This is a genomic window from Delftia sp. 11MD, from assembly GCF_050907895.1.
In the GTDB taxonomy this organism is placed as follows: Bacteria; Pseudomonadota; Gammaproteobacteria; order Burkholderiales; family Burkholderiaceae_C; genus Comamonas; species Comamonas tsuruhatensis.
The window spans coordinates 2,254,920-2,268,613 of record NZ_CP194333.1; the positions used below are offsets into that span (position 1 = coordinate 2,254,920).

Consider the following 13,694-nt stretch of genomic DNA (forward strand, 5'->3'; position numbering starts at 1 on the left):
GTGGCCGCGCGCGTCCACAGTGCTCCCCTGAACCGGCTCCCCGACACGCCCGAGGAGCTGGAGCGGTGCTTGCGTGATCCCGAATGGCGCCTGTTCTCCGGCTGCCTGTACAAGATCATGGTCAAGGGCGATTCCAAGGATGGGGAAGAGGCTGACACCTTCACCATGCCTTTCCGGCCCAATCGCGCGCAAAGGCGGTTCATCAGCAGGCTCTGGCATCGCAACATCATCCTGAAGGCGCGGCAGCTGGGCTTCACCACCCTGATCGCAATCCTGTGGCTGGACCACGCGCTGTTCAATGCGGATCAGCGTTGCGGCATCATCGCGCACGACCGCGAGGCGGCCGAGGCCATCTTCCGGGACAAGGTGAAGTACGCCTACGAGAACCTGCCCGAGGAGATTCGAGACCGCTTCCCCCTGGCGCGCGACAGTGCCGTGGAGCTGCTGTTCGCCCACAACAACAGCAGCGTGCGCGTGGCTACGTCCATGCGGTCGGGCACGATCCATCGGCTCCACGTCTCCGAACTGGGCAAGATCTCGGCGCGCTTCCCGCATAAGGCCAAGGAGGTGATGACCGGCTCCATTCCGGCCGTGCCCACCACCGGCATCCTGGTAATCGAGAGCACGGCCGAGGGCGCCAACGGCGAGTTCTACCACCTGTCCCAGCGGGCCGAGGCCCTGCACTACACGCACAAGAAGCTGAGCCCGCGCGACTATCGCTTCCACTTCTACGCGTGGTGGCAGGAGCCCAACTACCGCATGGACGCGGGCCTGGTCCATGTCGCGCGCGAGCAGCACGACTATTTCGACCAGGTCGAGGTCGAGATGCAGTGCACCATCGATCTGGAACAGCGGGCCTGGTATGTGGCCACCCAGGAGGCTGACTTCCCCGGTGCGCCTGAGCGCATGTGGCAGGAGTACCCCTCCACGCCGGCCGAGGCATTCCAGCAGTCCAGCGCGGGCCGGTACTACGCCAAGGCCATGGTCGCGCTCACGAAGCGCGGCGGCATCACCTCGGTGCCCGAGCTGGATCTGCCGGTTTACACATTCTGGGATATCGGGCGCGCGGACGGGACGGCCATCTGGTTCATGCAGTCCCTGCGCGGTGAGGACCGCTTCATCAACTACTACGAAGAGCACGAGGAAGACCTGCGGCACTACGTGCGCCACCTGCAGGGCCTCGGCTACGTGTTCGGCGCGCACTTCCTGCCGCACGACGCGAATCACAAGCGCCTGGGCGACACCAACCGATCCACCAAACAGCAGCTGCAGGCCCTGATGCCTGGCCAGAAATTCACGGTGGTGCCTCGCATCACCGAGCTGCAGACGGGCGTCAACCTGGTGCGCAAGCACCTGCGCGGCGCCTGGTTCGACCGGGAAGCCTGTGCCTTTGGCCTGGAGCGCCTGCGCGGCTACAGCAAGAAATTCAGCCGGGCGCTGAACAAATTCATCGATGAGCCCGACAAGTCCAACGGCTGCACCGAAGGCGCGGACGCGCTGCGGCAGTGGGCGCAGGCGAAGGAAAGCGGGCTCTTCAACCCCAATGACGATGGGTACGGCGCGCGCGCCGAGCCCGAAGAGGAAGAGGATGCGCCGGACTGGCGCGCGTGAGGCACTGCCATGAACTATGCAACCCCCCCGAGCACTGCAGACCTGGGCGCGGCGCTGACGCCGCACGAATATGCCCGCATCATTGATGACATCCTGGAGCAGCCGCCGTGGCGCCGCCAGGCCGACATGGAAGCCGACTATGCCGATGGCAACCAGCTCGGTAGCGAACTGCTCGCGCGCATGAAGCGCTTCGGTATCCCGCCAGCCAAGGAGAACATCATCGGCCCGGCGATTGCGGCCGTGTGCGGCTACGAGGCCAAGACGCGGACGGACTGGCGCGTGACACCCGACGGCGACCCAGGCGGCCAGGACGTGGCCGATGCGCTCAACTTCCGCTTGAACCAGGCAGAGCGCCACAGCCGGGCAGATCGCGCGATCAGCGATGCCTTCAAGCCGCAGGTGAGCGTGGGCCTTGGCTGGGTGGAGGTTGCACGGGCCAGCGATCCCTTCGCCTACCCCTACCGCTGTCGGTATGTGCACCGCAATGAAATCTGGTGGGACATCCGGGCGCAGGAAGCAGACCTGTCCGACGCCCACTGGCTGCTCCGGGAGCGGTTCATCCGCAAAGACCGGGTCGCGGCGGCATTCCCCAAGCACCGCGAGCTGATCATGCGCGCGGACTCGGCATCTGGCCCTGGCGGCTACGGCGGCTATCTGGGCGAGGGCGGCTATTCCACGGGCCTGGTGCCGGGCCTGGATGTATCCCGCGCCTGGACGCCGCGCGAGCATGCCTGGTACCGCTCGGAGACCGACGAGCTCAGCCTGTGCGAACTCTGGTACCGGCGCTGGGTGTCGGCGCTGGTGCTGAGGCTGCGCGGCGGCCGCGTGGTCGAGTTCGATGAATCCAACCAGCAGCACCGCCTGGCCGTGGCCTCGGGCGCGGGCACGCTGTCGCGCGAGACCGTCACGCGGCTGCGTCGGTCCTACTGGATTGGACCCATCTGCCTGCACGACGGCCCCACGCCATACCCACACCAGCATTTTCCGTATGTGCCGTTCTGGGGCTATCGGGAAGACCAGACGGGCATGCCCTTCGGCCTGGTGCGCGACATGCTCTTCCCGCAGGACAACCTGAACAGCACCATGGCGAAGCTTCGCTGGGGCATGGCCTCGACGCGGGTGCGGCGGACGAAGGAGGCTACGGACATGACCAGTGCTCAGATCCGCCAGCAACTGGCGCGCCCTGACGCCGACATTGTGCTGAACGCAGAGCACATGAAGGACGGGGGCATATTCGAGGTGGACCGTGATTTCCAGCTCAACGCCCAGCACCTGCAGTTGATGGAAGACAGCCGGCGCGCGCTGGGCCGGGTCAGCCCGGTGACGCCCGCCATGCAGGGCCAGGCCGGCACCGCGCGCAGCGGCCTGCAGGAAACCACCCAGGTGGAGCAGTCCCAGATCGGCATGGCTGACTTGATGGACAACACCAAGGACGGGCGCACGATGGTGGGCGAGTTGCTGATGTCGCTGATCATCGAGGACATGGGCGACGAGGAGCAGACCATCGTGATCGAGGGCGACGTGCTCAACCCACCGCGCACCGTGGTGCTGAACAAGGCCGAAGAGGACCCCGACACAGGCTTGGCCTATCGGTCCAACGATGTGCTGCGCACGCGCATGAAGGTCGCTCTGGAGGACGTGCCGAGCACCAGCAGCTTCCGAGGCCAGCAGCTCAGCTCGCTGTCCGAGGCGGTGAAGTCCCTGCCTGAGCATATCCAGGTGGTTGCGCTGCCATTCCTGATTGACCTGATGGATCTGCCCCGCAAGAAGCAGGTGGTGGAGGCCATCCGCGCAGCAACGGGCCAGCAGACGCCGGAGCAGGTCGAGAAGCGGATTCAGCAGGAGGTGCAGGCCGCGCTGTCCAAGGCCGGGCACGACCTCAAGGCGCGCGAGTTGGAGATGAAGGAGCGCCTCACGGATGCTCAGATCAAGAAGGTGATGGCCGACGCCGTACAGGTGGGCGTGCAGGCCGCCTTCTCGGCGATGCAGGGCGGGGCACAGGTCGCCATGAATCCTGCCATCGCACCCATTGCCGACGCCATCATGCAGGGCGCGGGCTACCAGAAGCCCAATCCGGGAGGCGACGATCCAGACTTCCCGGTGCCGGACGTGGCGGCCGGCGGCCCCGCGCCTCAGCCGGGCGGGCCGGGCGCGGCCGGCGACATCGCCCAGGTGCGCGAGAACACCAGCCCCGCATTCCCGCCAATCCCTCAGGAGCCGGCGCGCGGCATGCAGGGGATCGAGACGGCCACCCCTGCCGACAACCTATAGCGGCTCACTCCGTCCAGAGTTGGATGCTGCGCGCGCGCGGCCTGACACTGTGTTTCACGTTGAAGGCGAAAGCCAGAGACGAGAAGCCTGCCCGTGATGGGCCGGCACCTCCCGCAGCTGGAGAGCGTGATGGTCGGGGCTTCGGCCCCGGCCTGATCCTCGAATCTGCGTGCCCCTTCAAACAGGCCCGGCCGGATAGCCGGGGATGTGGAGCACCTACATGCCGATGACCCCTGAGCAACTGCTCGAATCCGCCTTTGCAGGACAACTGGATCTGGACGCGGACGCGACCAAGACCGCCGAAGCCAGCAACGCCGCGAGCACTGCTACTCCCGCAACCGCCACCCCTGGCGCTGAGCAAACTGCTGCAGCGCCTTCTCCCGCTCCTGCCGCTGCACCCGCTGTTGCAGCAACCCCGGCTCCTGCACCTGCTGCAGGCGCGGCGCCCGCTCAGGATGACGAGCCGGCCGGCGCGCCTATTGCCAGCAAGTCGGGCAGCTACACGATCCCGTTTGAGAAGCTGGCCCAAGCTCGCACCGAGCGCGACCAGTTCAAGGCGCGCGGCGATTCGCTGGAGAGCGAGAACGCCACCTTGAAGGCTCAGATCGACCAGTTGACCCGCAGTCAGCAAACCAACCTCGCACAGGCCCAGGCGGATGCCTCGGCTCGCGAGCAAGCGGGCGCGGCGCCAACTTCGGCTGACAAGAACTTGGCCATTGCCCAGGCCGCCGCCTCACAAGGCGTGGACATGGCCCTTTTCGGCGACTTCTCGGAGGAGGGCATCGCCAAGGGCGTGGCTGCGTTGGTGGACCAGCGTGCCGCAGCACTGGTGGACGCACGACTGGCCCAGGCGATGCAGCCGCTGCAGCAGCGTGAACAGGTCAGCGCCCGGCAGGCGCACGACAACGCGATCTATGCGGCCCACGCGGACGCGGACGAAATTGCCGACTCTGCCGAGTTCAAGCAGTGGGTGGATGCCCAGCCTGCTTTCGCGCGCGCAGCCGTGGCCAATGTCCTGCAGAACGGATCCGCCGCCGAGATCGTGGAAGTCTTCAGCACCTTCAAGGGTGCCAAGCCCGCCGCTCCTGCCAATGCCGTGGACGCGGCCGTGGCAAAGGCGAAAGCTGATGCAGTGCAGGCCGTGCCGGTGAGTCTGTCCGAACTGACGGGCGCGGCTGCCGGTGCCAGTGAAGCGGAGCGCGCGCAGGCACTGGCCAACAACCCCGCGGCGCTGCTCAACGTGATGAGCGGTATGTCGTCGGCAAAGATCGATGCCTTGATGAACAGCTTGGCGTGAACCGCTGAATATTTTTTGAAACCCGGGCCACCTCGTGATGAGGCAGCCCTCTCCCCAAGACGGAGGACATATGTCCGGAAAAACCAATGTGGCAACCGGTTCGCCGAATGCCCAATTCGTCCAGGCTGCCGGGCTGTTCGCTCAGTCCATGCAGCGCAATTCGACGCTGAACCGCATGGTGGGCACGGTCCCCCAGGGCGAGGCTCACGTCAGCGCCGTGCTGAGCAAGCAGACCGCCACCGACATGCCCATCGTGCGCACGGTGGACCTGACGCGCGGCCACGGCTCCGAGGTGGAGTTCCACTTCGTGCAGCCCACCAACGCCTATCCCATCATGGGCAACCGCATGGCCGAGGGCAAGGGCACGGGGATTGAGCTGGACAACGGCCGCGTGCGCGTGAACCAAGTCCGCTTCCCTGTGGACCTGGGCAACACGATGACCGATATGAATTCCCCCGTGGAATTCCGTCGCATCGGCCGACCCATTGCGCTGTCGCTGATGAACAGCTACCAGGACCAGCTGATGCTGACCCACCTGGCGGGCGCGCGCGGCTTTCAAGACGGCATGGAATGGCGTCTGCCGACCAGCGCCCATCCGGACTTCGCGGAGTTCGCCATTAACGAAGTGAAGGCGCCCACACGCAACCGGCACTACATCGCCGATGGCGACTCCATCAAGACTGTGTCGGTGAACGCGGGTGAGCTGGACATTGCCTCCACTGACGTGCTCGGCATGGACGTGGTGGACAGCATTCGCACGGTGATGGAGTCCATCGCACTGCCGCCGCCCGCCATCAAGATCCCCGAGGACAAGGTGGCCGAGGATTCGCCGCTGCGTGTGCTGCTGGTTTCGCCCGCGCAGTACCACGCATTTGCCCAGGACCCTGGCTTCCGCCAGTTCCAGGCGAACGCCCTGGCGCGCGCGTCCAAAGCCAACAACCACCCCCTGTTCCTCGGCGAAGTGGGCCTGTGGAACGGCATCTTGATCTGCAAGATGCCCAAGCCCATCCGCTTCTATGCTGGCGACACCGTTCGCTACTGCGCCTCCTACGAGACCGAGACGGAAAGCACCTGCACCGTCCCCGCCTCGTTCGGCACCACCCATGCGGTGGACCGCGCGATCCTGTTGGGCGGCCAGTCGCTGGCTCAGGCCTTCGGCAAGTCCAAGCACGGCGGTATGCCCTTCTTCTGGAGCGAGAAGGACTTCGACCACGGCGACAAGATGGAACTGCTGATCGGCGCCATCATGGGCGTTTTCAAGATCCGCTGGTTGGTGTCGCAGGGCAACGGCAAGAAGCACTACACCGACCACGGCGTCACGGCCATCGACACAGCCGTGCGCATCATCGGCGAGCGCAACTGACGCGCCCCAGGGCGGGCGGTCTGCTGATCGCCTGTCCTCCGCTGAGTTCTTCACCATTTCATCGGAGGCCAACATGGCAACCATCACCAAAGTGCAGTCCTCCAGCAACCAGCTGGGTGCGACTCCGTGGGGCAACCTGAGCGCCCTGCATTACACCCTGGCCACCAATGCGGCCGGCGCGGCCCTGGGCGGCGACATCCTGACGCCCGCCATACAGGGCACCAAGATCCGCCTGGGCCTGCTGCCCGCTGGCTTCAAGCTGATCGACAGCCTGGTTGTCGTTGCCGTTGGCATGACGGCATCCGTCACTGCCAAGATCGGCTTCGAGTATGCCGACGGCGTGGATGTGCCGGCCGTGCCGCAGGACGACGACTACTTCGGCGCTGGCGTGAACCTGGCCGCCACGGCGCGTCTGCGCAACGCCACCGCCAATCCGGTCATCACGCTGCCCAAGGATGCGTACCTGATCCTGACCGTGGGCGGCGCGGACAACGCCAAGGCCAGCGCGCTGGACGTGGTGGTGCTGGGCGTCCCCGAAGGCGTGGCCTGATCGAAGCCGCGCTCGCGGCGATGAACGATGCAGCAAGCCGGCCTGTCCGGCTTGTTTCACATGAACGGAGCGAATCATGAAGTTCGACAAGCTGGAATACACGGGCAAGAAGCCCTATCACGACCGTCACGCTGCCACCCATTGGGAGCCTGGCGATATCAAGTTGGTGCCCGAGGCCGTCGCGCGCAAGCTGCTGCGTTTCGTGGAGTTCCGCCGCGCGCCCGTCGATCAGCAGCAGGCAGAGCAGCTGCAGCCTGCCGACCAGCAGGGTCAGCAGGCGCAGCAGCCCGACACATCGGACCAGCAGGCTGATGATGCAGCGCTCCAGCAAGCGCACGCCGCCCAGCAGCAGGCAGAGCAGCTGCAGCAGCAAGAGCGCGCGGCCACCGAGGCCATGCTGCTGACCATCGAGGGCATGGACAAGGGCGCCCTGGCCGAATACGCGGCGAAGTACGAGGTCAAGCTCGACGCGCGCAAGGGTGAGGCCAAGATGCGCGCCGAGGTGGCCAACCTGATCGAGCAGTTCGGAGCACGCTGATATGACGCTCCAGGATCTGATCAACCGCTTCCGCGCCGACTCCAAAGACTGCGTGAAGCCCTACCTTTGGGGCGAGGAACTGGTGACAGCCTGGCTGAACGAGGCCGTGGCTGAAGCGGCGGTGCGCGGCCGGCTTCTGTTGGAAGTAGAGCGCCCTCAATTCTGCCATGTGCCGGTGAAGGAAGGGCAGGCCACCTATCCTCTGCACCCCGCCCTGTACGAGATCACCTATCTCGCCTACGAGATCGACGGCGCGCGGGAACCACAAGAGTTGAAGCTGGTTTCCACGGAATGGCTGGACCGACATCAGCCAGGGTGGCGCCACAAGCGTCTTGATTGCATGCGCTGGGCTGTGCAGGGCGAACGATCCATCCGACTCGTGCCGGCCCCGCCGCGCAATGGGCGTCTGGTGTTGGAGGGCTACCGCCTTCCGCTGCGACCCATGTGCAGCTCAGGAGAGTCGCCCGAGATCCATGCCTTCAGCCATGAAAAGCTGGTGCTCTGGGCCCTGCACCGTGCTTTCTCGCAGCCAGACGCGGATGGTTTCGACCCGACGCGCGCGGCAGCAGCAGAGGCTGAGTTCACTCGGTACTTTGGGCGCCGGCCCGACTCCGACTTGCGCCGGCAAACCCGTGAGGACCAGCCTCACGTCACCGAATCCATCATTCTTTGAGGAGAGCCATCATGTTCGGCTTTCAACCAGGTCGGCGAGAAGCGCAGGCGGCTGAGCAGCCGCGACTGGGTTTCCGCCCGCGCAGCAAGGCCGCGGCTGTTGCTGAGGCCCAGAACCAGGCGCCCGACTCCATCCCCGCCATGGTGAAACCGGGTGAGTTCGTCTTGCCGCCCGATACCGTGCACGCCATGGGCGGGGCCGGGGCGCTGCAGGCCGCCGTCGATGCGACCCATACACCAGCGCCCGAGCAGGCATTCGTGCCGCGCGGCTTCAAGCCCAAGGTGTTCTTCGCCAATGGCGGCCGGCCCGAAGACCAGATCCCGACGGACGGCTACCCCAAGGCTCCGGGTCCTGACGGCTCCCAGTCCAATCCCATGAACACCGAGGTCGGACGCAATGTGTCGAATCTGGCAAATGCTGTGCCTGGTGCGCTGGGTGGGAGCGCCCGGGCCATCGCGCGAACTGGCGGGGCTATCAGCGGCGCGATTAACTCTGGCCTCAATGCCCCGCGCGCGCTGGCCGCTGGTGCAGGGATCGCTGGTGGTGCCGCGGCATCGACGCCTGCTGCAGCCTCCACAGGGGTGAATCCCGTGCCTTCCACCGCTCCAGCAGCCACGTCCACCTCGCCGCAGGCCACGCCTCCCGCCGGAAGCCCCATGGGCCCGCCCAGCTCAGCCGCACCACAGGAAGTTCAGCCCGGGATCTTTCGTCAGGGCAACAGCTTCGGCGACAGCGCACAGAGCGCGGCGCTCGGCGCCCAGCCGCGCGGCTTGCCGTCCCGGCAAAACGACCTGGCAGCCCAGAACCTGGCCGCGCAATCGACGGCTCGCGGCTTCACGCCAGGCCAGCGTACCGAGGTCGAGCAGCCCCGCCTGGGCTTCCCCGGCTACCAGGCGCCCACCGTCGCCCACTCCGGGAACGACTGGCAGGCCCGCAAAGACCTCCAGAACCTGGAGACCGGCGCGAGCAGCATCGCGAATCGGCCCGAGTGGGCGGCCACAGGCATGGCCCGCTTCCGTGGCGGTGGCGCTCAGTCCGGCCCGCCACCGGCCGTGGCCGCCTACCAGGCCGCCCTGCAGACCGACTCGGCGCTGCGCCAGGCCCAGCCAGGCCTGGATGCCGAGACCATGCGCCAGAACGCAGGCCTCATGCGCGAAGACATGCAGCAATCCGGTGGCGTGCAGCGCGAGGCCATGCAGCAGGCCGGCGAAACCGGGCGCACGGGCATGCGCTTGGGCATCGAGCAGCAGCGCCTTCAGGGCGAGGCCGAAGCGCGCGGCTTCAAAACCCGGGCCCAACGCCAGGAAGAGCAGCTGCGCAATACGCTGCTCGATCCCAACGCCACGCCCCAGCAGAAGCAGCAGGCTCAGCAGAGCCTGCGCGCGATCCGGGGGGATGCAGATCCGTCGCCCTGGAAGGTCACGGTCACGCCTGCCATCAAGAATGCCGACGGGTCAACAACCCAGGGCAGCATCATCCGGCACAACGGCGTGACGGGTGAGGTGCAGCAGGTTGATGGAGCACCGATCCAGCCGCCATCGAATCACGTCAACATCTTGAAAAAGGACCCCAAGCTGGCGGCCCAGTTTGACGCCTTCTACGGAGCAGGGGCGTCGAAACGATATCTTGGGTAAGTTGTTACTGGCTACGTGAAAGCGCTTCGGCAGCAGCGTCCCTCAGCTGTCGTTCGCGCTCCGCTTGGTATCTTTCCTCGGTCCGATCGTGAGACTTGTAAGCGTGAAACAGATCTATCACCTCTTGAGTCGTGCCTGATCGGAGGGCTGCTACACGCTCATAGCTACGTTGAAGCCACGCTTGAAAGGCGGGAGAGTCAACGACGGCGTCAGCGTCTGGATGGGCCGCGTAGATGCGGCTCAAGTGAACCTCCATAGCTGTATCTGCTTGGGTGCGCGAGTTGGAGGGGGCTGATGTGGTTGTGCCTTGCTGTGCCAATGCTGGAGCCCCATAGTTGGGATCAGCGAAAGGGTTTTTTGATGATTGTTGGGTGGCCCGGCCTTGAACGCCGGTGATCACTAAGCACCCTGGCCCATTGCGGACAACATCCGTTGCAGCAAATCGCACAAGCGCCTGTGCGTGCGGAGCTATCTTTTGCAGCAGTGGCAGGCTGTACCCCGCACGCGCCGATGCGGGCATGCTCTCGCAGTAGCCAGGGGCGTAGGAAAAGTGGATGACGTCTATTGCGGAGCTGTGGCGGTTATCAACGTGAATCCACACCGTTCCGTCAGAGACCCACCACGTTTGATCGGCCTCGATTCCGGAAACCTCGGAGGAAGACCAGTGGTCGAGCAGAAGGTCGTCAGGTGTTGCTGCACGCACATCGATGACCTTCAGCGCTCCTGCTTCCGCAGCACTACGGAGCCTTTTCACCCTCTCTGAGTAGGGCGTTGCAGATGACAAAGGCCTGTCCATGGTTGATGGATGGTTGGTCAACCGCGATGCCGCTGGAATGAGCACGGCCGCAAGCGTGCCGATCACAAGGCATGTCGGAAGGGCCGCAACAGCGGACTTGGCCAGCAAGGCCCACGCTCGTGGGCCTGAGTATTGGTTGGCGGCCCGCCAAATTCCCACGCAAACCAAAACCGTATAGGCCACGAAAATGGCAGCACCTGCTTTGGCGAGCAGGCTCCCGGGTGATGCCATGAACAGGGCTGCGCCAGACAGTGTCCCAATGAGTACGTTGTATAGCCAAAATGTCTTGGCGAGACCTTCCTCGCCGCGCCATATCTTTGAGATGGCCTCCATAGTGAACCCTCCATGAAAGCAAATGTATCAGGATGCCATCAGCAACCCGGCTGCCAGGCTGTGTCGCGCGCCTTGTCCAGTGTGCATTGCTCCGGAGACTTCGGCCCCAGCAGCCCACGGCCGGAGCCGCGGCGGATCTCGAAGAACTTGTCGGGGTGCTGCTGGCCGCACAGGTTCAGTGCAGCAGCCTGGGCCGGCGCGTTCTTCACCCCAGGGAGCTTGTCCAACAGGCAGGTGGCGTAGTCCGCGGCGAAAGCGGGAGCCGCAATTGCAAGTACGGCCGAGCATGCGACCTTGTGCATTAAAAACATACACCCTCCTGTCGCGGGCACTTTATCAGAGCCTGCATGTGCAGCCATTTGCAGGTGTTGTGTCTTCTCTACTATTCAGCTACCTTGAGTCACATCCTGATACAGTAATCGAAAGAGGATGGAATGAGATGGCAAATAAAGACGAGCCAGCAAAAGAGCGATATGCCTACATGTTGCGCATCATGGGTAGGAATCCTGACCAGCTACCCATGGAGCGTGTTGGCGAATACATCGCTGCGTTCGCAGATCTGCTCGGCGCCGAGAACCTGCCCACCTTCGCTGGTATCAAGAAGGCCAGCACGGGCCTCAAGGCCAAGGTCCCATATGCCCGAGAACACCACGCGCATGCTCGGATGGTGGTGGCGAAGACGGAGCCTTCCAGCCGCCCCGGGCGGGCCATGTCGCGTCTGCAGCAGATGATTGATCAGGATGACATCCGACAGGCACAGGTATTGGATCGGAACAACAATGTTGTCTATCTGTTCCAAGGCAAGACCGTGCAAGACGCAAAGACCCCCGCCATCTACCAGACCGCCACGGTTGACGGTATGGTCACGGGCATCGTTGGCGCCGATGACACGATGCATCTTCATCTGCGTGACTACCTGAACCGAGACATCAGAATTTTGGTCAAGAGTGAGGCGTTGGCGCGTGATCTCCTAGAGCATTTCCGTCGCGGAGTAATCCGCGTTCAGGCGTCAGGCACCTGGAAGAGGACCGACTTTGGGTGGCTACCTGAGGCCAGCAAGTGCACCCTCGTGAGCTTCGAAGTGCTCGACAGCACGCCGATCAGCGAAGTGCTGGCACAGTTCGCTGCTACCCCTGACAACGGATGGCAGTCCGTAGAAGATCCTGATCAGCTTCTCCTGCAACTGAGAGGTGACGAATGAAGCAGAGCGTCGTTGTGTACGCGAAGCGGATCTTGGTTGATGCTAATTTCCTGGTCGCCCTAGTCTCACGGAAGTCGTCTGAAGATGTTCAACTGAGACTGAAGCACTTCATTGCCACCATAGAAAAGCAACAGTGTTCTTTGGTCGTGCCAATGCCCGCTCTTGCTGAGTATTTAGTGGGTGCAGATTCGGCGGGCCTGGAGTCTCTCAATGCTTTTGAGAGGAAGACCTTCGTTCAAATGGCAAACTTCGATCGCGCGGCCGCCTATGAGTGCTCCATTCTTGATGGAGCATCACTAGGCCGCAAAGATAAGAAGGATGGCTCCGATGCGGCATGGCAGAAGATCAAGGTTGACCGGCAGATAGTTGCGATTGGCAAGGCGCAAGGAGCTGGCTTGGTCATCAGTCAAGACAAGGACGTGAGGACGGCAGCGCTGCGCGTGGGCATGCATTGCTTGAAGATGGAAGAGTTGGAGCTTCCCCCTGGCGCCCAACAGGGCCGTCTTGATTTCTCAAAAGAAGAGGCTGCAAACGCCAAGGCGCCAGTCAAGTAGACCTGCAAAGCCCGCCCCGTGCGGGCTTCGCCGTTTCTGGGCAGCTTCAAATTCGGCACGTCGTTTGCCCCCTCCGCAGGAAGAGCCCGGCTCGGGGAGGAGGGAGTTTCCCTCTGCAGCCCAGAACCGGAACGGTGCATATTTCTGGCCGGAGCGCCGAACACATGTCACGCAAGTACAAGTCCCTGATGCAGGAGAAAGCTGCATTGGACGCCAAGATCGCAGAGCACTATGGAGCCATGCGGCTCGATGCGATTGATGCAGCACGGGATCTGGTGAAGCAACACCATCTCAAGGTCTGCGATCTCTTTGCACTGAACACGCCAATAAACGCGCGTTACCGGAATCCCAAGACCGGCGAGACTTGGACGGGTCGCGGCCGACCTCCGCGCTGGATCGAGGGCCGAGATCGAAAGCCCTTCGAGGTCTGAACTGGAGCCGGCCTCTGGCTGGCGTCGTCGTTTCTGGGCGCTGGTGCCTTGAGCTCGCGCCTGAGACAATGCCCCGCATGCATGAATGCATCTTCACCCACAACGGCGTCGAGTTCAGCGCAGACTACGAGGCCTGTGGCGACGTGCTTCTGGTCTTCCTTCCGGACGACTCTTCCAGGGAATCAAAATTGGGAGGTCGTGACCCGCACGCTGTAGCGCTGGAGCACCTCATGTTCTACGCACACACGCTGGAGGATGAGGCCAAGCGCTGAGTCTCCAGGTTACCCGCGCACCAGCAGCGTCAGCACGCCCAACACCACAGCCAGCAGCACGAGCGCCAGGGCGGCCAAGCCCACGGTCAAGGCCGGACTGCTGTCGTCGTCTTCGTCCCGCTCCCCGTCTCTGCTTTCCATCGTTCCTCCAGTGCACGGTCATTGGGTGA

Annotated in this window: 15 protein-coding genes; 12 read left to right on the plus strand and 3 right to left on the minus strand. The window is 64.0% G+C overall.

Annotated features, from left to right (window positions below):
• The 8 genes from ACRSCF_RS10100 to ACRSCF_RS10135 all read left to right on the plus strand — a co-directional run bounded on the left by ACRSCF_RS10100 (position 1) and on the right by ACRSCF_RS10135 (position 9,937).
• Entirely contained in the window at positions 1-1,611 is a 1,611-nt protein-coding gene (locus ACRSCF_RS10100; RefSeq protein WP_034364632.1) for a terminase, read from the plus strand.
• 9 nt (positions 1,612-1,620) lie between these two features.
• Entirely contained in the window at positions 1,621-3,882 is a 2,262-nt protein-coding gene (locus tag ACRSCF_RS10105) for a hypothetical protein (RefSeq protein WP_432675669.1), read from the plus strand.
• Between the two features lie 220 nt (positions 3,883-4,102).
• Complete coding sequence (locus ACRSCF_RS10110) at positions 4,103-5,179, plus strand: hypothetical protein (protein ID WP_203400662.1); 1,077 nt, start codon at positions 4,103-4,105, stop codon at positions 5,177-5,179.
• A 70-nt stretch (positions 5,180-5,249) separates the two neighbouring features.
• Positions 5,250-6,542: a DUF4043 family protein gene (locus ACRSCF_RS10115; RefSeq protein WP_046240351.1), complete on the plus strand. Its 1,293-nt coding sequence runs from the start codon at positions 5,250-5,252 to the stop codon at positions 6,540-6,542.
• Positions 6,543-6,615: 73 nt separating this feature from the next.
• Entirely contained in the window at positions 6,616-7,092 is a 477-nt protein-coding gene (locus tag ACRSCF_RS10120; RefSeq protein ID WP_203400663.1) for a hypothetical protein, read from the plus strand.
• A 76-nt stretch (positions 7,093-7,168) separates the two neighbouring features.
• Complete coding sequence (locus tag ACRSCF_RS10125; RefSeq protein ID WP_034364626.1) at positions 7,169-7,630, plus strand: hypothetical protein; 462 nt, start codon at positions 7,169-7,171, stop codon at positions 7,628-7,630.
• 1 nt (position 7,631) lies between these two features.
• Positions 7,632-8,303 (plus strand): hypothetical protein, encoded by a 672-nt coding sequence (locus tag ACRSCF_RS10130; protein ID WP_203400664.1) that lies wholly within the window; start codon positions 7,632-7,634, stop codon positions 8,301-8,303.
• A gap of 11 nt (positions 8,304-8,314) precedes the next feature.
• Positions 8,315-9,937: a hypothetical protein gene (locus tag ACRSCF_RS10135; RefSeq protein ID WP_432675673.1), complete on the plus strand. Its 1,623-nt coding sequence runs from the start codon at positions 8,315-8,317 to the stop codon at positions 9,935-9,937.
• 4 nt (positions 9,938-9,941) lie between these two features.
• Here ACRSCF_RS10135 and ACRSCF_RS10140 read toward each other — a convergent pair whose 3' ends face one another.
• Both ACRSCF_RS10140 and ACRSCF_RS10145 read right to left on the minus strand, forming a co-directional pair.
• Positions 9,942-11,066, minus strand: coding sequence for a hypothetical protein (locus ACRSCF_RS10140; protein ID WP_158528249.1), 1,125 nt, complete (start codon positions 11,064-11,066; stop codon positions 9,942-9,944).
• Between the two features lie 38 nt (positions 11,067-11,104).
• Positions 11,105-11,368: a hypothetical protein gene (locus ACRSCF_RS10145; RefSeq protein WP_324623085.1), complete on the minus strand. Its 264-nt coding sequence runs from the start codon at positions 11,366-11,368 to the stop codon at positions 11,105-11,107.
• Positions 11,369-11,505: 137 nt separating this feature from the next.
• Between ACRSCF_RS10145 and ACRSCF_RS10150 the strand changes: the two genes are divergently transcribed.
• The 4 genes from ACRSCF_RS10150 to ACRSCF_RS10165 all read left to right on the plus strand — a co-directional run bounded on the left by ACRSCF_RS10150 (position 11,506) and on the right by ACRSCF_RS10165 (position 13,524).
• Positions 11,506-12,267 (plus strand): hypothetical protein, encoded by a 762-nt coding sequence (locus ACRSCF_RS10150; RefSeq protein WP_158528248.1) that lies wholly within the window; start codon positions 11,506-11,508, stop codon positions 12,265-12,267.
• Positions 12,264-12,821 carry a hypothetical protein gene (locus ACRSCF_RS10155; RefSeq protein ID WP_052151655.1) on the plus strand — a complete coding sequence of 186 codons (558 nt, stop codon included), beginning with the start codon at positions 12,264-12,266 and terminating at the stop codon, positions 12,819-12,821. The genes ACRSCF_RS10150 and ACRSCF_RS10155 overlap by 4 nt, the downstream gene beginning before the upstream one ends.
• 164 nt (positions 12,822-12,985) lie before the next feature.
• A complete protein-coding gene (locus ACRSCF_RS10160; protein WP_082254142.1) occupies positions 12,986-13,252 on the plus strand; it encodes an H-NS family nucleoid-associated regulatory protein in 267 nt (88 codons plus the stop codon).
• Between the two features lie 77 nt (positions 13,253-13,329).
• Positions 13,330-13,524 carry a hypothetical protein gene (locus tag ACRSCF_RS10165; RefSeq protein ID WP_289241278.1) on the plus strand — a complete coding sequence of 65 codons (195 nt, stop codon included), beginning with the start codon at positions 13,330-13,332 and terminating at the stop codon, positions 13,522-13,524.
• A 9-nt stretch (positions 13,525-13,533) separates the two neighbouring features.
• Here the strand turns inward: ACRSCF_RS10165 and ACRSCF_RS10170 are convergent, their stop codons facing one another.
• Positions 13,534-13,665, minus strand: coding sequence for a hypothetical protein (locus ACRSCF_RS10170; protein ID WP_289241277.1), 132 nt, complete (start codon positions 13,663-13,665; stop codon positions 13,534-13,536).
• Positions 13,666-13,694 lie beyond the last annotated feature (29 nt).

Excerpts from the sequence above, each read along its gene's own strand:
- ACRSCF_RS10110 (WP_203400662.1), top strand. The coding sequence starts at position 4,103 with ATGCCGATGACCCCTGAGCAACTGCTCGAATCCGCCTTTGCAGGACAA.
- ACRSCF_RS10150 (WP_158528248.1), top strand. The coding sequence starts at position 11,506 with ATGGCAAATAAAGACGAGCCAGCAAAAGAGCGATATGCCTACATGTTG.
- ACRSCF_RS10155 (WP_052151655.1), top strand. The coding sequence starts at position 12,264 with ATGAAGCAGAGCGTCGTTGTGTACGCGAAGCGGATCTTGGTTGATGCT.
- ACRSCF_RS10125 (WP_034364626.1), top strand. The coding sequence starts at position 7,169 with ATGAAGTTCGACAAGCTGGAATACACGGGCAAGAAGCCCTATCACGAC.
- ACRSCF_RS10130 (WP_203400664.1), top strand. The coding sequence starts at position 7,632 with ATGACGCTCCAGGATCTGATCAACCGCTTCCGCGCCGACTCCAAAGAC.
- ACRSCF_RS10115 (WP_046240351.1), top strand. The coding sequence starts at position 5,250 with ATGTCCGGAAAAACCAATGTGGCAACCGGTTCGCCGAATGCCCAATTC.
- ACRSCF_RS10160 (WP_082254142.1), top strand. The coding sequence starts at position 12,986 with ATGTCACGCAAGTACAAGTCCCTGATGCAGGAGAAAGCTGCATTGGAC.
- ACRSCF_RS10145 (WP_324623085.1), bottom strand. The coding sequence starts at position 11,368 with ATGCACAAGGTCGCATGCTCGGCCGTACTTGCAATTGCGGCTCCCGCT.
- ACRSCF_RS10140 (WP_158528249.1), bottom strand. The coding sequence starts at position 11,066 with ATGGAGGCCATCTCAAAGATATGGCGCGGCGAGGAAGGTCTCGCCAAG.
- ACRSCF_RS10170 (WP_289241277.1), bottom strand. The coding sequence starts at position 13,665 with ATGGAAAGCAGAGACGGGGAGCGGGACGAAGACGACGACAGCAGTCCG.
- ACRSCF_RS10165 (WP_289241278.1), top strand. The coding sequence starts at position 13,330 with ATGCATGAATGCATCTTCACCCACAACGGCGTCGAGTTCAGCGCAGAC.
- ACRSCF_RS10105 (WP_432675669.1), top strand. The coding sequence starts at position 1,621 with ATGAACTATGCAACCCCCCCGAGCACTGCAGACCTGGGCGCGGCGCTG.
- ACRSCF_RS10135 (WP_432675673.1), top strand. The coding sequence starts at position 8,315 with ATGTTCGGCTTTCAACCAGGTCGGCGAGAAGCGCAGGCGGCTGAGCAG.
- ACRSCF_RS10120 (WP_203400663.1), top strand. The coding sequence starts at position 6,616 with ATGGCAACCATCACCAAAGTGCAGTCCTCCAGCAACCAGCTGGGTGCG.